Raw genomic sequence first — 19,930 nt, forward strand, 5'->3', positions numbered from 1 at the left:
AGTGATGCGGATGGTCCTCAGTGGTGCCAGGCATCGCCGCCCACGTTGTGGATCATGCGCTGGAGGACCTTGAGGGTGCGGATGTACTCCTCGTCCGTGATGCCCTCGTGGATCTCCGCGCGGGTCTTCTGCTGGCGCAGGGCGGTGTTGTCCCGCAGGGCGCGGCCCTCGTCCGTGATGCGGATGCGGCCGTCGGCGTCCTCGGTCAGGAGGCCGCGGTCGCGCAGGGCGTCCATGTCGTGGTGCAGCTTGCCGTCGCCCACGTCGAGGTAGCCGCGCAGGATCCCCACGACGTCCGCGCGCTCGCGGCCGTCAGTGGAGCGGACCTGGTTCAGGATCCACCACTGGGGCTGGGTGAGTCCTGCCTCGGCGAGCATGGTGCGGATGTGGTGGACGACGGCCGAGCCCGCCGCCGATGCCCAGTAGCCGATGGGCTGGGTGATGAGGTCTTCGTCGCTGTGGGAGTACGTGAAAGTGTCCATGCCCAGAAGGTAGAACCTCAAGTTTGATTGAGGTCAACTGTCTTCTCGGTGACTTCCGCGGATCAGCCTGAAGTAGTCGCTCAGGCCCGTCGCGTCCCCGCCCGCCCAGCCGACGTACCCGTCGGGGCGGATCAGGAAGAGACCCCTGCCGTACGGCGCGTAGGCGTCGACGCGATGAACATGGACCAACTCCTCGTCCAGCGGCGGAAGTTCCGTATCGGTACCGACCACGAGCAGCGTGCAGTGCGGGCCCCTGAACGCGTCGAAGAGGCGTCGCGTGCCGCACGGCCCGTCCGGTGCGCGGTCGCCCGCCCGCAGCGCCTCGTCCGAGAGGTCCGTACGGGTCTCCACCGACAGGGAGCTGTCGCGGTAGCCGAGGCCCAGCTGGCGGGTGGCCTCCCCGCGCCGCTCCTCGCCCCGGTGGATGCGGGTGGAAAGGCCCAGCATCTGCGCGGCGTTGGGCAGCCGCTCGGCCTCGTACGTGTCGAGGAGGGCCTCGGGTGCGCCGCCCCGCAGGACCGCACCCAGCTTCCAGCCCAGGTTGTACGCGTCCTGCACGCTGGTGTTCAGGCCCTGGCCGCCCGCGGGTGAGTGCACGTGCGCCGCGTCGCCGGCCAGGAACACGCGGCCCTCGCGGAACCGGTCCGCCATCGCCGCGCGCGGCCGGAAGTCGGAGGCCCAGCGCACCTCGGTCACCGCGTCGGCGGCCAGGTGCGTACGGGCGGCGACGACCTTGCGGACGCCTTCGAGCGAGGTGTCGGGGGCGGTCCCGTCCGTGAACTGGGCCGTCAGCTGGAAGTCCGGGGTGCCCGACAGCGGGCAGATCGCCAGGAAGCCCCCGCCGTCGGCGGCGGGCGGGAACATGTGCCAGTGGTCGCGGTCCAGGGCGGGGACGCGGACGTCGGCCACCAGGATCGGGTTCGGGTCGACGGTCTCGCCCGTCATGCCGATGCCGAGCTCCGCGCGCACGGTCGAACGGCCGCCGTCGGCCGCCACGGCGTAGGCGGCGCGGACCGTCCGGCCGTCAGCGAGCCGGGCGGTGACGCCCTCGTCGTCCTGCGCGAGGCCGGTCAGCGCGGCGCCGAACTCGATCTCCCCGCCGCCGAGTTCGCGCAGGCGGGCGTGGAGGATCTCCTGCGTGCGCCACTGGGGGAGCATCAGCGGCCGGTCGTACGGGGCGTCCTGGGTCGGCTCCGTCTCCTCGAACATCCGGTGCTCGCCCTGCCGCTCGCCGTCCTGCCAGACCATGCCGACCGGGTAGGTGCCGCCCGCGGCCTCGGCCGCCGCGATGACCCCGAGGTCGTCGAAGACCTCCTGGGTGCGGGGCTGGATGCCCTTGCCGCGCGAGCCGGGGAAGAGGGCGTCGGCCCGCTCGACGACCAGGGCGGGTACGCCGCGTCGTGCGAGGTCGCAGGCGAGGGTCAGGCCCGTGGGACCGGCTCCCACGATGAGTACGTCGGTCATGACAGTCATGACGGCTCCTTCCTTAACGCTGTTAAGTGCCATGGTGGGAGCCTGCGCTTAACGGTGTTAAGTTGTCAAGGTGGCTACGACACCCCTGGACCGCACCCGCGTGGCGCGCACCGCCCTGAAGCTCCTGAACGAGACGGGCCTCGACGGGCTCTCGCTGCGCGCCATCGCCAAGGAGCTGGACGTCAAGGCGCCCGCTTTGTACTGGCATTTCAAGGACAAGCAGGCGCTGCTCGACGAGATGGCGACGGAGATGCTGCGGCGCATGAACGAAGAGCTCGCGGCGCAGGCGGTACCGGACGCCGACTGGCCGACCGCCTTCGCCGCCGCGATGCGCGGCCTGCGGCAGCACCTCCTGAGGTACCGCGACGGCGCGAAGGTCTACAGCGGTACGCGCTTCACGGACATGTCGTACGCCGCCCCCATGGAGGCCCACCTGCGCATGCTCACGGCGGGGGGCTTCACACCGGGCGGCGCGGCCCGCGCCTGGCTCACGGGGTACAGCTACACGATCGGTTACGTGATCGAGGAGCAGTCGATGGGGCCCGACCCCGCGACGGAGGAAGGGGGCTACGACCTGGAGGCCCGCGCACAGCGCCTCGCCGCGTATCCGCTCGCCTCGGCGGCCGGCGACGAGATGTTCCGTGACTACGACGCGGGGTTCGAGAAGGGCCTTGCCGCGGTGGTCGCCGGGATCGGGGCGACGATGCTGGAGACCCGGCACGCATAGTCTTGGCCCATGGATGAGGGCGAGACGCTGGAGCGGTTGGTCCAGGAGCTTGTGGACGCGATAGGGGAGGCCGAGGTCGTCATGGGCGAGGCCATGGACGTGGCCCGCGCGGTGGCGGTGGCCGCCGACGCCGACGCCGACACCGACACCGCCGCGGACGGAGTCACTTCCGAACCATGAGCCCGTTCCGGATCAGTGGCGTCAGCCGCTCCTCCACGAAACGGTTCAGGAGCCAGGCGAGCAGCAGCATGGCCGCGATCGTCAGACCGAAGGTCGCGTACGACGGAAGCCCGAGCCCCCGGTGCAGCGCGGCCACCGTCACCCAGCCCAGGTGCTCGTGCACCAGGTAGAACGGGTACGTCAGGGCGCCGGCCACCGTCAGCCACTTCCAGTCGACCCGGTGCAGCGCGCCGAGCGCGATCAGGAGCACCGCGGCGAAGCCCGCCGTCACGACCGCGATGATCCCGAAGGACGTGCGGTAGGAGAAGAAGTCCGGGTTCGGCGCGTGCCACAGGCGCGAGACCGCGTAGTGCTGGCCGATCAGCCAGCTCACCCCCACGATGCCCCAGGCCGTGAGGTCCCTGCGGTCGCGGTGGACGAGGTAGATGCCGATGCCGCCGATGAAGAAGGGGGCGTACTCGGGCATGAGGACGAGGTCGAGCAGCGGCTCGTTCGCACCCTCCGCGATGACCGCGGCCAGGGTCCACACCGCGCAGAACAGGATCACGCGGGCCCGGTTGGCGCCCGGCAGGACGACGAAGAGCGCGAACAGCGCGTAGAAGCGCAGCTCGGCCCAGAGCGTCCAGCAGACCCCGAGCACCCGGTCCACGCCCAGCGGCTGCTGGAGCATGGTCAGATTCACCAGGGCGTCGCTGGGCGAGACCGCCTGGTACGTCACGACGGGCAGCGCGAAGACCGCCGTCACCAGGATGATCGCCGCCCAGTAGGAGGGCAGGAGCCGCGAGGCGCGTGAGGCGAAGAACGCGCGCAGCGGACGGCCCCAGCCGCTCATGCAGATCACGAAGCCGCTGATGACGAAGAAGATCTGCACGCCCAGGCAGCCGTAGGCGAACCAGCTGTGTGCCGTGGGGAATTGAAGCTGCGGCGAGCCGCCCCATGCCTCGCTGATCTCGCCGTCGCGGCCGCCGTAGTGGTAGGCCGCGACCATCAGGGCCGCGATGAGCCGCAGCCCGTCCAGGGCCCTGAGGCGGGGCCGTGCGCGCTTGGCGGCCACGGGGGCCGGAATCGTGCGCGCGAGGGCGTCTGCCTTCTCCGCCCCCGGGGCGTGCTTCGGGAGCGTGGTTCCGGGAGAGGTCATCCGAGTGCGGTCCGCTTGATGGTGCGCTGGACCGAACGGGCCCGGCGCGCGACCCGGCGTACGGCCGCGTTGCGCGGGATGAACGAGAGCTGCGAGGGCAGCGCTCCGGGCAGGGCGAGGGCAGTGAGGCGGCGCCGCTTGAAGTAGCGCCAGGTGTGCGGGGTGAGATGCGTCGAGAGATACCGCTCGGCGGCCCCGCGCAGGCGCGGATAGATCTGCGGCTGCATGGCGAAGCCGACGGCGACGAGCAGCTCGCCCAGGTCGCCGACCGGCATGCCCGGCTGCCGCCCGGTGACCGCGCCCTTGTCGGCGAGGCCGGGGATCAGCGCGTCCACGATGGTGACCGGGACGCGGTTGCTGTTCTGGTAGGGCGCGAGCCGCTCCAGGAGCGTCTCGGTGCCGGTGCGGGCGACCGGCAGGCCGTACAGCGCGGACGCGGTGAGCAGCGCGGTCGAGAAGCAGCCGATGACAAGTGCGGGACGCATCCGCTGGTAGAGGACCTCGGCGAGGACCGGTGATTCGAGGACGGTCAGCTCCACGCCGATCGCCTCCGCCTCCTTCTCCAGCATGCGCGACCAGCGGGCCGGAGCCGTCGGATGCGGCTTGAACACCACGCGCGTGTGGCCGAGTTCGGCCGCGCCGCGCACCATGCGCACGTGCAGCTCCTCCTCTTCCTCGGCGGTCAGGATGCCGAGCGCGGAGAGGTACTGGCCAAGGAGCAGGGCGGGTTCGGCGATGTCGGGGATGTCCGCGGCGTCGGCCTCGGCGAGGCGGTCGAGCACCTTCACGAACGCCTCGGTCGGCACGATCTCCGGCTCCACGCCGAACTCGGTCAGGAGCAGCGGGGTCAGGCCCGGTACCAGGTCCAGGTGCAGCAGACGGCGCACCCGGGTGCCGACCAGCGGGTCGATCTTGTTGCGGGTGGGGCCGTAGCTCATCAGGCCGTCCGCGTAGACGTCCACGGGCGCGCCCGTGAAGATCTGCGTGATGGCCAGGGCCGGGTTGACCTGGATCGACTCGACGGCCAGCTCGATGTCGTCGTCACCGAGGTCCCACAGGAGCCGGATGTACCGCTCCCACATCGGGATGTCGTCCGCCCGGGGAGCCCAGCCGCCCGGATGAAAAGGGGAGATGGCCTCGTTCCAGGAACGTACGTCGTCGAAGCGGTCCCGGAGGCGCTCGAAGCCCGGCATCTCGTCCACGGCGACCGTCGTCTCCGGCGTCGCCGCGTTGTTGCTGACGAGCAGCAGCCGCCGGTCGGCGGGGCCGAAGCGGTCGGCGTCGATCGCCGCGGCCAGCGTCGCGGTGCCGTACAGCGTGGACACGAGGAAGATCTGTGTCGTCGCCATTACGCGGCCACCTCCGCCGACACCGGACGCCGGCGCAGCCGGCGAAGGCGCGTCGCCCGCTGTATGTCCATGGAGTCGAGGGCGTCGTCGAGAACGCCCTGCGGCATCCGCTTCAGTGCCGCCGCACTCAGTGACTTCAATTTCCGCGCCACTTGTGGCTCGAACCTTTCGATGGATCCCAGATGGTGGGAAATGATCGCGCAGTAAGTACGGACGGCCTTCGGCAGGAGTTTGTCCGCATCGCGGTCCTCGGCCGTTTCCCGGACCACCTGGTCGAATGCGCGGATGAAATCGAGCTGCCGTACGTCACCGATCTGCGTCAGTGACGAGGCGACCCCGCGCCGGTAGAAGACACCGAGCAGACCCACCGCCGCGAAGGATTCCGCCTCGCGGTGAAGGCGCCAGATCCACGGCCTGTCCTCCGCGGTGCGCAGGCCGTCCGTGAAGTGGAGCAGTCCCTGGTCGGCGAGGCGCCGGTGGTAGATGCCCGCCCAGGCGTAGGCGTAGTCGACGGACGTCGACCGGTCGGCGGGCAGGATGACGTCCCGCGGCGGCATGACGACACCGCGCCTGCCGTGCGGGACACGGTGGACGGTGCGGGCCCGAGCGGTGCACTGCACATGGTCGGTACGCACGAAGTCGCAGCCCAACTGCTCGATGGATGCCACGAGTTGCGCGTAATAACCGGGGGCGAGCCAGTCGTCACCGTCCAGGAAGGTGAGGTACTCGCCGCGCGCCGCGTCAAGGCCTGTGTTGCGGGCGGTCGCCAGACCGCCGTTCGTCTCATGTCTGAGATGGACGGCGCCGGGCAGTTCGCGCGCGGCACGCTCCAGGATCTCTGGAGTCTCGTCCTTCGAACAGTCGTCGACGAGAATGAATTCGAAGTCTTCGCGTGCGTTCGCTCGCAGACTCTTCAAGGTGTCGGGCGCGTATTGCTGCACGTTGTAGAACGGCACGATGACGGAGAGCTTAACCACGTGGGTGACGTTAGGTGTCGGCCCGGCATTCGTCTTGGCCGAAGGTGAGATGTCAGGTGAACGACGCATGGCGGAATGGTTAACCCGCCTGCCCATCGGTGGTTTCCCGCACTGATTCGCCATTCGTCGGCATGCTGTTAACCGTTTGTTGCACCTGAGTTGGGCCGCCAATCCCAATGCCTTCCTAGCGTCCTTCCTGTGCCAGTAAGCAACAGCGGGACGACACGGATCACCGTGCTCGCCGACTCCGACACCCGGTGGAAATGGGGTGCGCTCACCGCCAGCCGCCTCGCGGGTGAGGGAGCGGACACACGCCTCGACGGACGCCTCCTGAGAGGCCGGGCCACGCCCACCGTCCGCCAGCTCGAAGAGGTCGGGGTGCGCGCGGACTCGCTCCGTGAGGTCACCGCGGTCGAGTTCCTGCGCGAGGTGGAGCGCGAAGCACCCGACGTGATCGTGCTCGCCCTCGTGGGCGGCGCGGTCCAGGCGGTGCTGCACGGTCTGGCCCGCATAGCGGTGGCCTCCAGGCGGCGTCCCGTGATCGTCACCGGCTATGTCGGCGTCGTCTACGAGAAGCTCGCCGACGGCCTGCTGCTCCGGCACGGCGCTGACGTCGTCCTCGCCAACTCCCGTCAGGACGCGGAGCGTTTCCGCGCCGTGTACGAGGGAGTGGGCGCCGACGCGTCGGGCGTCGTGGAGAGCGCGCTGCCGTTCCTCGGCGGCGCGGCCTACCTCGAGAAGGACCAGAAGCACGACCAGAAGCACGACCCCTACACGGTCGTCTTCGCCGCGCAGCCCTCCGTGCCCGACAGCCGCGCACACCGCACGTACCTGCTGAGCCGCATGGTCAAGCACGCACGCCTGCACCCGGACCGCGAGGTCCTGATCAAGCTGCGCAGCAAGCCCGGCGAACACACCACGCACATCGAGGAACTGCCCTACCAGAAGCTCGCCAAGGGCGAGGACCTGCCGCCCAACTGCCGCCTCGTGTACGGAAACATGGGCGAGGTCCTGGACCGCACCGACCTGCTCGTCACGGTCAGCTCCACCGCCGCGCTCGAATCCCTGCACCGCCGCATCCCCACCGCGGTCCTCACCGACCTCGGGGTGCGCGAGGCGCTCGGCAACCACCACTTCATCGGCTCCGGATGCCTGGCGTCCTGGGACGAGATCGACGCGGGGTACAGCCCCGAGGCCGCTCCGGAGTGGGTCGCACGGCAGGGCGTCGCGCCCGACGGGACGTACGAGACGGCCTTCGACGCGGCACGTGAGCGCGTCGCGAGCCTCCTCGCGCAGCCCCAACTGCCGCCCGTCGCCCCGTACTACAGCCTCGTCACCGCCCCCGGATACCTCCCCGGCATCCTGGCCCGCCACCACCTCGGCCCGGACGGCGCCCCGCTGCCCGGCGCCCCCGCGGCGGACCGCGAGCCGGGCCCGGTGCGCCAGGCCGTCCGCAGCGCGGCGCGCGGCGCCTACCGGCACGGGGTGCAGCGCGTGGCCCCCGTCATCCGGCGGATGGGCGAGCTGTGATCCCCCACCCCACTCAAGGAGCCCCCATGTCCCACCCCGCCCCAGGAAGCGTGCCCGCACACCGCGTCCTCGCCGTCATCCCGGCCCGCGGCGGTTCCAAGGGCGTGCCCGCCAAGAACCTCGCCCCGGTCGGCGGTGTGCCCCTGGTGGCGCGCGCCATCCGCGAGTGCCTGGCCGCGCGGCTCGTCACGGACGTCGTCGTCTCCACGGACGACCACGTGATCGCCGAGGCCGCGCGCTCGGCCGGCGCCGAGGTGGTCCTGCGGCCCGCGGCGATCGCGGGGGACACCGCGACCAGCGAGGCGGCCGTCCTGCACGCGATGGACGCGCACGAGTCGCTGCACTCCACGACCGTGGACGTCGTCCTGCTCGTGCAGTGCACCAGCCCCTTCATCGTCCGCGAGGACGTCGACGGCGTGGTCGGCTCGATCATCGACGGCGGCGCGGACACGGCCCTGACCGTGGCGCCCTTCCACGGCTTCGTGTGGCGCGACGCCGACGACGAGCCCGCGGCCCTGGACGCGCGGCGCACCGGCGAGGTCGGCGGCACCACGAAGGTCGCCAACTCCACCGCCACCGACGGCGGTTACGGCGTCAACCACGACAAGTCCTTCCGCCCGCGCCGCCAGGACCGCCCCCAGGACCTCCTGGAGACCGGCGCGGTCTACGCCATGGACGTGTCCGGCTTCCGCGAGCACAAGCACCGCTTCTTCGGGCGCACCGAGCTCGTACGGACCGACCCGGCGCGCGTCCTTGAGGTCGACGACCCGCACGACCTCGCCCGCGCCCGCGCGCTCGCCCCGCTGTTCGACGGCGGCCGGGCCGACGCGCTTCCGACCCGTGACGACATCGACGCGGTCGTACTCGACTTCGACGGCACCCAGACGGACGACAGGGTGCTGATCGACTCCGAAGGACGGGAGTTCGTCTCCGTGCACCGCGGGGACGGCCTCGGCATCGCGGCCCTGCGTGACGCGGGGATTCCGCTGCTGATCCTGTCCACGGAACAGAACCCGGTCGTCGCCGCGCGGGCCCGGAAGCTGAAGCTTCCCGTCCTGCACGGCATCGACCGCAAGGACCTCGCACTCAAGCAGTGGTGCGAGGAGCAGGGCATCGCTCCCGAGCGCGTGCTCTACGTCGGAAACGACGTCAACGACCTCCCCTGCTTCGGCCTCGTCGGCTGGCCGGTGGCGGTCGCGAGCGCCCACGACGTCGTACGCGGCGCCGCACGCGCGGTCACCGCTCTCCCCGGTGGTGACGGCGCGATCCGAGAGATCGCCGCATGGATCCTCGGCCCCTCCCTCAACAAGTAAGGAAAGTTCCTGCCATGAGCTCCAACTCCCGTATGCGCACCTTCGGTTCGAAGACCGCAGGACCCGGTCAGCCCGTCTACATCACCGGTGAGATCGGCATCAACCACAACGGCGAGCTCGACAACGCCCTCGCGCTCATCGACGTGGCCGCCGACGCCGGCTGCGACGCGGTCAAGTTCCAAAAGCGCACCCCGGAGATCTGCACCCCGCGCGACCAGTGGGACATCGAGCGCGACACCCCCTGGGGCCGGATGACGTACATCGACTACCGCCACCGCGTGGAGTTCGGCGAGTCCGAGTACCAGGCCATCACCGAGCACTGCAAGAAGCGCGGCATCGACTGGTTCGCTTCCCCGTGGGACACCGAGGCCGTCGCCTTCCTGGAGAAGTTCGACCTCCCGGCCCACAAGGTCGCCTCCGCGTCGCTCACCGACGACGAGCTGCTGCGCGCCCTGCGCGCCACGGGCCGCACGGTCATCCTCTCGACCGGCATGTCCACCCCGAAGCAGATCCGCCACGCGGTCGAGGTCCTCGGCTCGGACAACATCCTGATGTGCCACGCCACGTCGACGTACCCGGCGCAGGCCGAGGAGCTCAACCTCCGCGTCATCAACACCCTCCAGCAGGAGTACCCGAACGTCCCGATCGGCTACTCCGGCCACGAGACGGGCCTGCAGACCACGCTCGCCGCGGTCGCGCTCGGCGCCACGTTCGTCGAGCGTCACATCACCCTCGACCGCGCCATGTGGGGCTCGGACCAGGCCGCGTCGGTCGAGCCGCAGGGCCTGACCCGCCTCGTCCGCGACATCCGCACCATCGAGGCCTCCCTCGGTGACGGCGTCAAGAAGGTCTACGAGTCGGAGCTCGGCCCGATGAAGAAGCTGCGCCGCGTCGCGGGCGTCGTCGCCGAGGCCGACGCGGCCGACCGCGAGCCGGTAGCGGTCTGAGCGCGCTGACGCTCTTACCGGGACCTTTCACCGGGACCCCTCACCACCAGGACAGGACACGGTCATACGACGATGAGCCCCCGACCCGGGCCGACGGCCCCCACCGCTGCGGCGCCCACCACTCTGGCGTTCGTAGAGAGCCCTGTGCAGCTCCTCAACGTCCTTGAGTGGGCGCATTCGGCGGGGGCGACCGGCCCGGCCGGGGGACTCACCGTCGTCGTCCTCTCCCCGAACGACCCGATGACCCGGGGCCAGTTGCGCCGCATGGCCCAGCTGGCCCGTGACGAGGGCCTGAGCGTCCGCTGGGAGGAGGCGCGCGGCGGCGCGGCTGCTCCCTTCCACACGATCGGCGGCCTGACGGGCCCGCTGCGGGCGGCGGACCGGATCGTGATCGGCGACCCGTTCTCGCGCTACGTACAGCTGCTCCTGACGATCACCAGGGCCCGCTCCCTCGTGGTCGTGGACGACGGCACGGCCACGATGGAGTTCGTGGCCCAACTGGCCGCGGGGGAGCGCCTGGTGCGCTGGCACCGCCGCGGCGGTCGCCCCGGCGTGCGCGACATCGCCTTCGCCCCGATCTCGGCCTCGGCCCGCCGCCGGCTGACACCCGGAGGCAAGCGCACGGTGGAGGTCTTCTCCTCCATGCCGATCGACTCGGCACCCGACGGGGTGCGGGTGACGGTGAACAGCTTCGCGTGGACGCGGGAGCGCTTCGGCCCGCCGCGCGTCTCCAAGGGCGCGGACCTGGTCGGCACATCGCTCGTCGAGACGGGCGTGGTGGACCTGGACCGCTATGTGGAGGCGGTCCGCACCCTGTCCCGCGCACACGGAGCGACACGCTATTTCGCCCACCGCCGCGAGAGCTCGGAGAAGCTGCACCGCCTGGCGGTGGAGACGGGCCTGCAGGTGGTCCGCCCGGACCTCCCCCTGGAGCTGATCGCCCGCCGGGGCCCGATCGGCAGCACGATCCTGAGCTTCCCCTCGACGGTGGTCCACACCCTGCCCCTGGCCCTGGCGGGCACGGAGGTCCGCATCGCCGTCTGCGACATCGACCCGGCGTGGCTGACGGAGAACGCCTCACCCAGGGCCCAGGGTTTCCTGTCGGGCGTCACGGGCACGGCACGTGACGTACACCGCCTGGCGTCGGTGGCCTCCGCGCATTCCGCGGCGCAGGGGGTCGCGGCCACGGCGTGACCAGCGGGTTTCCCCCTGGAAAGCGAGAGAGTTTACCCACCTCAACTAGCGCCTATGCGCCACGCGGCCACTTTTTCTTACCCTATCGGGCTGAACTTTTGTTGATCGTGGGTCAGTTGGCCCCTGCCTCGCCCTACCCTTCAGAGGGTGAACCAACTGATGTCACGAGAGTCCGAGCGAGGGTCCGAGGCCGATCTGCCCGGGGAAGCAGCGGGGGACGCCCCCGGGGAAGCAGCACTCCCCGGTGCGCTCCCGGCCGCCCTGCGCACCGAACTCATCGCCTTCCGCCGCGACTTGCACATGCACCCCGAGCTCGGCAACCAGGAGTTCCGTACGACCGCGGCCCTCAAGGCCCGGCTGGAGCGCGCGGGCCTCAAGCCCCGCGTACTCGACATCGGCACCGGACTGGTCTGTGACATCGGCACCGAACAGTGGGACGGCGTGCGCCCCATGCTCGCGCTGCGCGCCGACATCGACGGGCTCCCCATCCCGGACACCAAGCTCGGCGTCCCGTACCGCTCCACCGTGCCCGACCGCGCCCACGCCTGCGGGCACGACGTGCACACGACCGTGGTGCTCGGCGCCGGCCTCGTCCTCGCCGAGCTGGCGCAGCAGGGGCAACTGCCCTTTCCCGTACGGCTGATCTTCCAGCCCGCGGAGGAGGTCCTGCCCGGCGGTGCGCCCGATGCCATCGAGTCCGGTGTGCTGGACGGCGTCGGCCGCATCATCGGCGTGCACTGCGATCCCCGCGTCGACGCCGGGAAGATCGGGCTGCGGCACGGCGCGATCACCTCCGCCTGCGACCGGCTCGAAGTCTCGCTGGACGGCGCGGGCGGACACACCGCGCGCCCCCACCTGACCACCGACCTCGTCACCGCCGCCGCCAAGGTCGTCACCGAGGTCCCCGCCCTGGTCGCCCGGCGCATCGACGCCCGCTCGGGTCTCGCGGTGACGTGGGGCCGCATCGAGTCCGGCCACGCCTGCAACGTCATCCCGCAGCATGCCGAACTCTCCGGCACCGTGCGCTGCCTGGACCTCACCGCCTGGCGCAAGGCGCCCGACCTGGTGCACGGCGCCATCCAGGAGATCGCCGACCTCTACCGCGCCAAGTCCGAGGTGAACTACATCCGGGGCGTCCCGCCCGTCGTGAACGACCCGGACGTGACCGATCTGTTGAGCGAGGCGATGCGGCTGCGGCGCGGCCCGCACTCCGTCGAGGATACCGAACAGAGCCTGGGCGGCGAGGACTTCTCCTGGTACCTGGAGCACGTGCCCGGCGCCATGGCCCGCCTGGGCGTGCGTACGCCCGGCGAGCGCACCGTCCGGGACCTGCACCAGGGCGACTTCGACGCGGACGAGTCGGCGATCACGGTGGGCGTCGAGCTCTTCACCGCCGCGGCGCTGATCGACGGCGCGCGGTAGGTAAGCACCGCTATCGGCCGGTTACGGCGGACCCGTTCACCCGGACGTAACCGGCCCTCGGCACGAATAGGTAACGCAGTGCGAAACCCCGTTCCCCTCCCTTTCTACGCGCGTTACTGTGCGCCGAAATCAGGCCCTTCAAGGGTGCTTTGGGGAACGTAAGGGGTGCGTCCTATGCGTCTTCGTCGAGGATCTCGTGGAACCCGAGGATCGAAGCTCTCCCAAGTGGCCGTCGTGGTGGCGTCCCTCGCGCTCGCGGCCTCCGCGTGCGGCAAGACCAGCAGCGAGGCCTCGCAGGAGGACGACAAGGACGACAAGTCCGGCGGGTCGTCCTCGAAGTACGACGCCAAGGGCGTCGGCCTCGCGTACGACATCGGCGGCCAGGGCGACCAGTCGTTCAACGACGCCGCGTACGCCGGATACGAGAAGGCGCGCAAGGACTTCAAGATCGGCGGCGTCGACATGGAGCCCGGCGACGGCGAGTCGAGCGCCGACAAGGTGCAGCGCATCGAGCAGCTGGCCAAGCAGGGCTACAACCCGGTGATCGGCGTCGGCTACATCTACGCCCCCGCCATCAAGGAAGCCGCGGCGAAGTTCCCGAAGACCACCTTCGGGATCATCGACGACAACACCGTCAAGGCCGACAACGTCGCCGACCTCGTGTTCCACGAGGAGCAGGGGTCCTATCTGGCGGGCGTCGCCGCCGCGAAGGCGACCAAGGCCGACCACGTCGGCTTCATCGGCGGCGTCGACATCAACCTCATCCACAAGTTCGAGGCCGGCTTCGTGCAGGGCGTCAAGTCCGTCGACCCCAAGATCAAGATAGAGAAGCGGTATCTGACCGAGAAGCCCGAGGACGGTGGCTTCTCCAGCCCCGACAAGGGGCAGAACGCGGCGAGCGGTCAGATCGAGTCGGGGGCCGACGTGATCTACCACGCGGCCGGGCTCTCCGGGCAGGGCGTGATCCAGGAGGCGGGCTCCCAGAAGGTGTGGGCGATCGGCGTCGACTCCGACCAGTACAAGCAGAAGGCCCTGGCCAAGTACAAGGACTACATCCTCGGCTCGGCCCTCAAGGACGTCGGCGGCGCCGTCTACGACCTGACGAAGTCGGTCGTCGAGGGCAAGCCGATCACGGGCGAGCAGCGCTACGACCTGAAGTCGGGACGCGTCGGGTTCGCCGACTCGAACCCGAAGTACACGGCGATGAAGGACGTGGTCGCCGCCGTGGAGAAGGCCGAGAAGGACATCGTCGACGGAAAGGTCACGGTCAAGACGGTGCCGTAACCGGACCCGCACAGCAGGACCGTGACAGGTGGGGCGCCCCGTGACGTGCGGGGCGCCCCACCGTGCGTCCACGCTCCCGCAACCTCGCGGCCACAGCTCGATAACGGACGGGACAGAAGGGTTCTTATGTCAGGTCTACGCGCGTTACGCTGCGGCGAAATCAGCGCCAGGTGAGGCGCTCGTACGTGCTTGTGCTTGCTTGTACATAAGGAGTTCCTCTCTATGCGCCGGGTTTCCCGAATTGCCGCAGCGGGTGTAGCCACCGCCGCACTCGCCGTCTCCGCCACCGCCTGCGGCGGCACCTCCAGCGACGCCGCCGGTTCCAAGAGCGACGGCAAGAACAAGGGCGTCGCCATCGCGTACGACGTCGGCGGCAAGGGCGACCAGTCCTTCAACGACGCCGCGACGGCGGGCATGGACAAGGCCGCCAAGGACCTGAAGGTCGGCAAGAAGGCCGTCGAGCCGACGGACGGCGAGTCCGACGCGGACAAGGCCCAGCGCCTCACCGAGCTGGCCAAGCAGGGCTACAACCCGGTGATCGGCATCGGCTACGCCTACGCCCCCGCCGTGAAGGAAGTCGCCGCGAAGTTCCCGAAGGTCACCTTCGGCATCGTCGACGACGCCACGATCAAGGCGGACAACGTCTCCGACCTGGTCTTCAACGAGGAGCAGTCCTCGTACCTCGCGGGCGTCGCCGCGGCCAAGGCCAGCAAGAAGAAGAGCGTCGGCTTCATCGGCGGCGTGAACAACAACCTGATCCGCAAGTTCGAGGCGGGCTTCGTCCAGGGCGTCAAGGACACCGACAAGTCGGTGAAGATCAAGCGCCAGATGCTCACCGAGAAGGCCGAGGACGGCGGCTTCTCCAGCCCCGACAAGGGCAAGGAAGCGGCCAGCGGCCAGATCGAGGGCGGCGCCGACGTGGTCTACCACGCAGCCGGTCTCTCGGGCCAGGGCGTCATCGAGGCCGCCGCCGCCGAGAAGGTGTGGGCGATCGGTGTCGACTCCGACCAGTACAAGCAGAAGGCCCTGGCCAAGTACAAGAAGTACATCCTGACCTCGGCGACCAAGGACGTCGCCGGAGCGGTGTACAACCTGACGAAGTCGGTCCAGGATGACAACGCCAAGGGCGGCGTGGTCCGTGCGGACCTGGCGTCCGGCGGCGTCGCGCTCGCCGACTCGAACCCCGAGTTCAAGAAGATGAAGGACCTGCAGGCCGCCGTGAAGAAGGCCGAGCAGGACATCAAGAGCGGCAAGATCAAGGTCAAGACCACGCTGTAACCAGACTGCGCTGTAACAGCGAAGTCACGGCCGCGGAACGGGGTGTGGGGGACGATGGTTCCCCGCGCCCCGTTCGCGCGGCCGACTGCTCAACTCCCGTCGAACCAGGGGCGCTACGCGCGTAGGTGGCCCCTTTCCTGAGGATTCCCGAGGAGAGTGCGCCATCGACGCGTCCACCAGCCCTCCGCCCGTCGCCAAGGTCTCGACCGGCTCGGGTGGCACCGCCGTTGAACTCACCGGCATCACCAAGCGCTTCCCGGGCGTCGTGGCCAACCACGACATCCGCCTGACCGTCCGCAAGGGCACCGTGCACGCCCTCGTCGGCGAGAACGGCGCGGGCAAGTCGACCCTGATGAAGATCCTCTACGGCATGCAGAAGCCGGACGAGGGCACCATCGCGGTCGACGGCACCGAGGTGACCTTCGCCAGCCCCGCCGACGCCATCGCGCGCGGCATCGGCATGGTCCACCAGCACTTCATGCTCGCCGACCAGCTCACGGTCCTGGAGAACATCGTTCTCGGCAGCGAGAAGCTGCACGGCATCGGCGGCGCGGCCCGCCGCAAGATCACCGAGATATCCGACCGGTACGGCCTCGGGGTGCGCCCCGACGCCATGGTCGAGGACCTCGGCGTCGCCGACCGGCAGCGCGTGGAGATCCTCAAGGTCCTCTACCGAGGCGCCACCACGCTGATCCTGGACGAGCCGACCGCGGTCCTCGTGCCGCAGGAGGTCGACGCGCTCTTCGACAACCTGCGCGAGCTGAAGTCCGAGGGCCTGTCCGTCATCTTCATCTCCCACAAGCTGGGCGAAGTCCTGTCCGTGGCCGACGACATCACCGTCATCCGGCGCGGCACGACCGTCGGCACGGCGATCCCCTCGGAGACGACCCCGCGCCAGCTCGCCGAGCTGATGGTCGGCAGCGAGCTGCCCACCCCGGAGACCGCGGAGTCGACGGTCACCGACCGGGCGATGATCGAGGTCAAGGAGCTCAAGCTCCTCGCCGACGGCGATTCGGGCCGCGCCCTCCTCGACGACATCTCCTTCACCATCCACGAGGGCGAGGTCCTCGGCCTCGCGGGCGTCGAGGGCAACGGCCAGACCGAGCTGATCGACGCGCTCATCGGCCTCAAGCACGCGGACTCCGGCGTGATCCGCATGGCGGGCGAGGACATCACCGCCCTGGCCACGCGCCACCGCCGCGAGCAGGGCGTCGGCTACATCCCCGAGGACCGCCACCGCCACGGCCTCCTCCTGGAGTCGCCGCTCTGGGAGAACCGCATCCTCGGTCACGTCACCGAGAAGCCCAACTCCCGCGGCAAGGGCGGCTTCTGGCTCGACATCAAGGGCGCGCAGGCCGACACCCGGCGCATCGTCGAGCAGTACGACGTCCGTACGCCCGGCATCGACGTCACGGCCGCTTCCCTCTCCGGCGGCAACCAGCAGAAGCTGATCGTCGGCCGCGAGATGAGCCACAAGCCCCGCTTCCTGATCGCCGCCCACCCCACCCGCGGTGTGGACGTCGGCGCACAGGCCCAGATCTGGGACCAGATCCGGGAGGCGCGCCGCGAAGGACTCGCGGTCCTCCTCATCTCGGCGGACCTGGACGAGCTGATCGGCCTCTCCGACACCCTCCGCGTGATCTACCGCGGACGGCTCGTCGCCGACGCCGACCCGGCCACCATCACGCCGGAGGAGCTGGGTTCGGCGATGACGGGCGCGGCCTCCGGCCACCTCGAACACGTAGAAGAAGACCCCGAAGAGGGCTCTGCCGGCACTTCGGAGGACGAGGCCCGATGAAGAAGTTCGACAAGGAGCGTGTGCTCCTCGCGGTGGCCGGACCGGTCATCGCCCTTGTCGTGGCCGTGGCACTGACCTCGGTCGTGCTGCTCGCGTCGGGCAAGAACCCGATCGAGCCGTACACCCTGATGCTGGAGCAGATCAGCTACTCCGACGTCCAGGTCCTGACCATCAACCAGGCCGGGATGTACTACCTGGCCGCGCTCGCGGTGGCCGTCGGCTTCCGCATGAACCTGTTCAACATCGGTGTGGACGGGCAGTACCGCCTCGCCGCGATGACCACCGCCGTCGTCGGCGCGCACGTCGCGCTCCCCGCCCCGCTCCAGATCCCGCTCCTGATGCTGGTCGCCATGCTCACCGGCGCCTTCTGGGCGGGCATCGCGGGCATCCTCAAGACCACCCGCGGGGTCAGCGAGGTCGTCGCGACGATCATGCTCAACGCCATCGCGACGAGCGTCATCGGCTACATGACCCTCACCGACAACTTCGGTGTCCCGGTCGGCAACAACCAGACCACCGGCGAGATGCACAAGTCCGGCTGGTTCCCCGGCATCAGCATGGGCGAGTCCGGCGAGATCTACGGCTTCGTGATCATCGCCGCCCTCGCGGGCGTCCTGTACTGGCTGGTCCTCAATCGCACCCGCTTCGGCTTCGACCTGCGCGCCACCGGCGCCTCCACGTCGGCCGCCGCGGCCTCCGGCGTGAACGCCAAGCGCATGGTGCTCAGCGCGATGCTGATCTCCGGCGCGGTCGCGGGCCTCGCGGGCATGCCGATCCTGCTCGGCGACACCCACACCTACAGCCTCAGCTTCCCCGCGGGACTCGGCTTCACCGGCATCGGCATCGCGCTGCTCGGCCGCAACAACCCGGTCGGCATCGCGTTCGCCTCGCTCCTGTGGGCCTTCCTCGACAAGGCGTCACCCGCCCTCGACTACGCCCAGCCGGTGGCGTACGACAAGGAGATCGCGGTGATCATGCAGGGCCTCATCGTGATCGCGGTCGTCGTCTCCTACGAGGCCGTACGCCGTTGGGGCCTCAGCCGTCAGCAGCGCCGCGTCGGCGAGGAACTGGCCGCCGCCGCCCGTAAGGACAACGGCAACGATGGCAACAACGACACCGTGAAGGAGGTGGCTGCCCGATGAGCTCGACAACCGTGGCCAAGCCCCCGGCCAAGCAGTCCGCGCCGGGCCGCCGCCGCATCTCGCTCCCCGTCCTCCTGCTGATCATCGCGGGCGTCCTCGTCCTGACGTCCGTGGTCCGGCTGATCACCGACGCGAACGGCATCACCTCCACCGGCCAGATGTCCACCGCGCTGCGGCTCGCCGTGCCGATCGGCCTCGCGGGCCTCGGCGGTCTGTGGGCCGAGCGCGCGGGCGTGGTCAACATCGGCCTCGAGGGCATGCTCATCCTCGGCACCTGGTTCGGCGCGTTCGCCGGTTACCAGTGGGGCCCGTGGGTCGGCATCCTGTTCGGCATACTCGGCGGCGCGCTCGGCGGTCTCCTCCACGCGATCGTCACCGTCACCTTCAACGTCAACCACATCGTCTCCGGTGTGGCCCTGAACATCCTCGCCCTGGGCGTCACCCGCTACCTCTCGACCTTCGCCTTCGAGGGCAAGGAAGGCGGTACGTCCAAGCAGTCGCCCCCGGTCGACTCGCTCGGCAGCTTCTCCGTCCCAGGCCTCTCCGACTGGCTGCAGGACCTGAACGAGAAGCACTGGTTCCTGGTCTCGGACATCGCGGGCCTGCTCGGCGGCCTCTTCACGAACCTCTCGCCGCTCACCGTCATCGCCGTCGCGATGGTGCCCCTGAGCTGGTGGGTCCTGTGGCGCACGGCGTTCGGCCTGCGGCTGCGCTCCTGCGGCGAGAACCCGGTCGCGGCCGAGTCGCTCGGCGTCAACGTCTACAAGTACAAGTACCTCGCGGTGATCATCTCCGGCGGTCTCGCGGGCCTCGGCGGCGCGTTCCTCTCCCTGGTGGCCTCCAACATCTACCTGGAGGGCCAGACCGGCGGACGCGGCTACATCGGCCTCGCCGCCATGATCTTCGGCAACTGGATGCCGGGCGGACTCGCGCTCGGTGCCGGACTGTTCGGTTACACCGACAGCCTGAAGCTCCGGGGCGGCGGCACGAACGTGCACGCACTGCTCCTGCTGCTCGCGATCCTGCTGGTCATCGGCGCGGCGTACCTCGTATGGCGCAAGCGTTACGTCCCCGCGGCGATCACCGCGGCCGTCTCGGCGCTGATGTTCGCGTGGTACGGCTTGACCGACGAGGTGCCCAACCAGGTCGTCACCGCGACGCCGTACGTCGTCACGCTGCTGGTGCTCTCGCTCTCCGCCCAACGCCTTCGGATGCCGAAGGCGGACGGCCAGCCCTACCGAAAGGGACAAGGAACGTGACCGAGACCGACTGGGACGCGCTGCGGGATGCTGCGCGCGAGGCCATGTCCCGTGCGTACGCGCCCTACTCAGGCTTCCCGGTCGGTGCCGCGGCCCTCGTGGACGACGGCCGCACGGTGTCGGGCTGCAACGTGGAGAACGCGTCGTACGGCCTCGGCCTGTGCGCCGAGTGCGGGCTCGTCTCGCAGCTCCAGCTCACCGGGGGCGGCCGTCTGACGCACTTCACGTGCGTCGACGGCAAGGGCGAGATCCTGATGCCGTGCGGCCGGTGCCGCCAACTGCTCTACGAGTTCGGCGGCGCGGCGCTCCTCCTGGAGACGGCCGCGGGCATCCGGACCCTGGGGGACATGCTGCCGGACCCGTTCGGCCCGGAGCACCTCAACTGAGAGCCGGCCCCTGCCTGTTGTGGATCTTCGGGCGGGGGCCGTCTTCATCTC

18 protein-coding genes are annotated in these 19,930 nt (G+C 69.9%); 13 read left to right on the forward strand and 5 right to left on the reverse strand.

The genetic code is table 11. The annotated features are described in order from the left end of the window. Positions 1-17 precede the first annotated feature (17 nt). Together AC07AG_RS12095 and AC07AG_RS12100 are read right to left on the reverse strand one after the other, a co-directional pair. A complete protein-coding gene (locus AC07AG_RS12095) occupies positions 18-482 on the reverse strand; it encodes a MarR family winged helix-turn-helix transcriptional regulator (RefSeq protein WP_478754341.1) in 465 nt (154 codons plus the stop codon). Positions 483-515: 33 nt separating this feature from the next. Then, entirely contained in the window at positions 516-1,955 is a 1,440-nt protein-coding gene (locus AC07AG_RS12100; RefSeq protein WP_478754343.1) for an FAD-dependent oxidoreductase, read from the reverse strand. 70 nt (positions 1,956-2,025) lie between these two features. Here AC07AG_RS12100 and AC07AG_RS12105 point away from each other — a divergent pair, with 70 nt between their 5' ends. Both AC07AG_RS12105 and AC07AG_RS12110 read left to right on the forward strand, forming a co-directional pair. Continuing rightward, on the forward strand, positions 2,026-2,682 hold the full coding sequence (locus AC07AG_RS12105; RefSeq protein WP_478754345.1) for a TetR/AcrR family transcriptional regulator C-terminal domain-containing protein: 657 nt from the start codon (positions 2,026-2,028) through the stop codon (positions 2,680-2,682). 9 nt (positions 2,683-2,691) lie between these two features. Then, positions 2,692-2,862, forward strand: coding sequence for a hypothetical protein (locus AC07AG_RS12110; RefSeq protein WP_478754346.1), 171 nt, complete (start codon positions 2,692-2,694; stop codon positions 2,860-2,862). Here the strand turns inward: AC07AG_RS12110 and AC07AG_RS12115 are convergent. Genes AC07AG_RS12115 through AC07AG_RS12125 form a run of 3 tightly spaced genes read right to left on the reverse strand, consistent with a single transcriptional unit; the run spans position 2,846 to position 6,326 of the window. Continuing rightward, positions 2,846-4,000: an acyltransferase family protein gene (locus AC07AG_RS12115; protein ID WP_478754348.1), complete on the reverse strand. Its 1,155-nt coding sequence runs from the start codon at positions 3,998-4,000 to the stop codon at positions 2,846-2,848. The genes AC07AG_RS12110 and AC07AG_RS12115 overlap by 17 nt on opposite strands. Next, the gene (locus AC07AG_RS12120) at positions 3,997-5,349 is read right to left on the reverse strand and encodes an alpha-2,8-polysialyltransferase family protein (protein ID WP_478754350.1); all 1,353 of its coding nucleotides are present in this window, start codon (positions 5,347-5,349) and stop codon (positions 3,997-3,999) included. The genes AC07AG_RS12115 and AC07AG_RS12120 overlap by 4 nt, the downstream gene beginning before the upstream one ends. Beyond that, a complete protein-coding gene (locus AC07AG_RS12125; RefSeq protein ID WP_478754352.1) occupies positions 5,349-6,326 on the reverse strand; it encodes a glycosyltransferase family 2 protein in 978 nt (325 codons plus the stop codon). The genes AC07AG_RS12120 and AC07AG_RS12125 overlap by 1 nt, the downstream gene beginning before the upstream one ends. Before the next feature lie 198 nt (positions 6,327-6,524). On the opposite strand from AC07AG_RS12125, the gene AC07AG_RS12130 reads away from it, so the two are divergent. From AC07AG_RS12130 to AC07AG_RS12180, 11 genes are all read left to right on the forward strand, one after another. Then, complete coding sequence (locus AC07AG_RS12130; protein ID WP_478754354.1) at positions 6,525-7,856, forward strand: DUF6716 putative glycosyltransferase; 1,332 nt, start codon at positions 6,525-6,527, stop codon at positions 7,854-7,856. 26 nt (positions 7,857-7,882) lie between these two features. Beyond that, positions 7,883-9,169: a cytidylyltransferase domain-containing protein gene (locus AC07AG_RS12135; RefSeq protein WP_478754356.1), complete on the forward strand. Its 1,287-nt coding sequence runs from the start codon at positions 7,883-7,885 to the stop codon at positions 9,167-9,169. 14 nt (positions 9,170-9,183) lie between these two features. Then, the gene (locus AC07AG_RS12140; RefSeq protein ID WP_478754358.1) at positions 9,184-10,116 is read left to right on the forward strand and encodes an N-acetylneuraminate synthase family protein; all 933 of its coding nucleotides are present in this window, start codon (positions 9,184-9,186) and stop codon (positions 10,114-10,116) included. Between the two features lie 72 nt (positions 10,117-10,188). After that, positions 10,189-11,310, forward strand: a complete 1,122-nt coding sequence (locus AC07AG_RS12145; protein ID WP_478754360.1) for a hypothetical protein — start codon at positions 10,189-10,191, stop codon at positions 11,308-11,310. A gap of 159 nt (positions 11,311-11,469) precedes the next feature. Further along, complete coding sequence (locus AC07AG_RS12150; protein WP_478754362.1) at positions 11,470-12,732, forward strand: M20 family metallopeptidase; 1,263 nt, start codon at positions 11,470-11,472, stop codon at positions 12,730-12,732. A 174-nt stretch (positions 12,733-12,906) separates the two neighbouring features. Continuing rightward, complete coding sequence (locus AC07AG_RS12155) at positions 12,907-14,016, forward strand: BMP family lipoprotein (RefSeq protein WP_478754364.1); 1,110 nt, start codon at positions 12,907-12,909, stop codon at positions 14,014-14,016. 222 nt (positions 14,017-14,238) lie between these two features. Then, positions 14,239-15,294, forward strand: a complete 1,056-nt coding sequence (locus tag AC07AG_RS12160) for a BMP family lipoprotein (RefSeq protein WP_361054019.1) — start codon at positions 14,239-14,241, stop codon at positions 15,292-15,294. Between the two features lie 163 nt (positions 15,295-15,457). Beyond that, the gene (locus AC07AG_RS12165; RefSeq protein WP_478755518.1) at positions 15,458-17,092 is read left to right on the forward strand and encodes an ABC transporter ATP-binding protein; all 1,635 of its coding nucleotides are present in this window, start codon (positions 15,458-15,460) and stop codon (positions 17,090-17,092) included. Then, positions 17,089-18,234, forward strand: a complete 1,146-nt coding sequence (locus AC07AG_RS12170; RefSeq protein WP_478754366.1) for an ABC transporter permease — start codon at positions 17,089-17,091, stop codon at positions 18,232-18,234. Before AC07AG_RS12165 ends, AC07AG_RS12170 begins: the two co-directional genes overlap by 4 nt. After that, positions 18,231-19,493, forward strand: coding sequence for an ABC transporter permease (locus AC07AG_RS12175; protein ID WP_478754368.1), 1,263 nt, complete (start codon positions 18,231-18,233; stop codon positions 19,491-19,493). The genes AC07AG_RS12170 and AC07AG_RS12175 overlap by 4 nt, the downstream gene beginning before the upstream one ends. Next, on the forward strand, positions 19,490-19,879 hold the full coding sequence (locus AC07AG_RS12180) for a cytidine deaminase (protein WP_478754370.1): 390 nt from the start codon (positions 19,490-19,492) through the stop codon (positions 19,877-19,879). Before AC07AG_RS12175 ends, AC07AG_RS12180 begins: the two co-directional genes overlap by 4 nt. The last annotated feature ends 51 nt before the right edge of the window (positions 19,880-19,930 follow it).

This window comes from Streptomyces sp. NPDC044044 (assembly GCF_056434405.1).

Coding starts and splice junctions, on each gene's coding strand:
- AC07AG_RS12095 (WP_478754341.1), bottom strand. CDS start 482: ATGGACACTTTCACGTACTCCCACAGCGACGAAGACCTCATCACCCAG.
- AC07AG_RS12110 (WP_478754346.1), top strand. CDS start 2,692: ATGGATGAGGGCGAGACGCTGGAGCGGTTGGTCCAGGAGCTTGTGGAC.
- AC07AG_RS12120 (WP_478754350.1), bottom strand. CDS start 5,349: ATGGCGACGACACAGATCTTCCTCGTGTCCACGCTGTACGGCACCGCG.
- AC07AG_RS12145 (WP_478754360.1), top strand. CDS start 10,189: ATGAGCCCCCGACCCGGGCCGACGGCCCCCACCGCTGCGGCGCCCACC.
- AC07AG_RS12170 (WP_478754366.1), top strand. CDS start 17,089: ATGAAGAAGTTCGACAAGGAGCGTGTGCTCCTCGCGGTGGCCGGACCG.
- AC07AG_RS12115 (WP_478754348.1), bottom strand. CDS start 4,000: ATGACCTCTCCCGGAACCACGCTCCCGAAGCACGCCCCGGGGGCGGAG.
- AC07AG_RS12160 (WP_361054019.1), top strand. CDS start 14,239: ATGCGCCGGGTTTCCCGAATTGCCGCAGCGGGTGTAGCCACCGCCGCA.
- AC07AG_RS12175 (WP_478754368.1), top strand. CDS start 18,231: ATGAGCTCGACAACCGTGGCCAAGCCCCCGGCCAAGCAGTCCGCGCCG.
- AC07AG_RS12140 (WP_478754358.1), top strand. CDS start 9,184: ATGAGCTCCAACTCCCGTATGCGCACCTTCGGTTCGAAGACCGCAGGA.
- AC07AG_RS12135 (WP_478754356.1), top strand. CDS start 7,883: ATGTCCCACCCCGCCCCAGGAAGCGTGCCCGCACACCGCGTCCTCGCC.
- AC07AG_RS12100 (WP_478754343.1), bottom strand. CDS start 1,955: ATGACTGTCATGACCGACGTACTCATCGTGGGAGCCGGTCCCACGGGC.
- AC07AG_RS12155 (WP_478754364.1), top strand. CDS start 12,907: ATGCGTCTTCGTCGAGGATCTCGTGGAACCCGAGGATCGAAGCTCTCC.
- AC07AG_RS12150 (WP_478754362.1), top strand. CDS start 11,470: ATGTCACGAGAGTCCGAGCGAGGGTCCGAGGCCGATCTGCCCGGGGAA.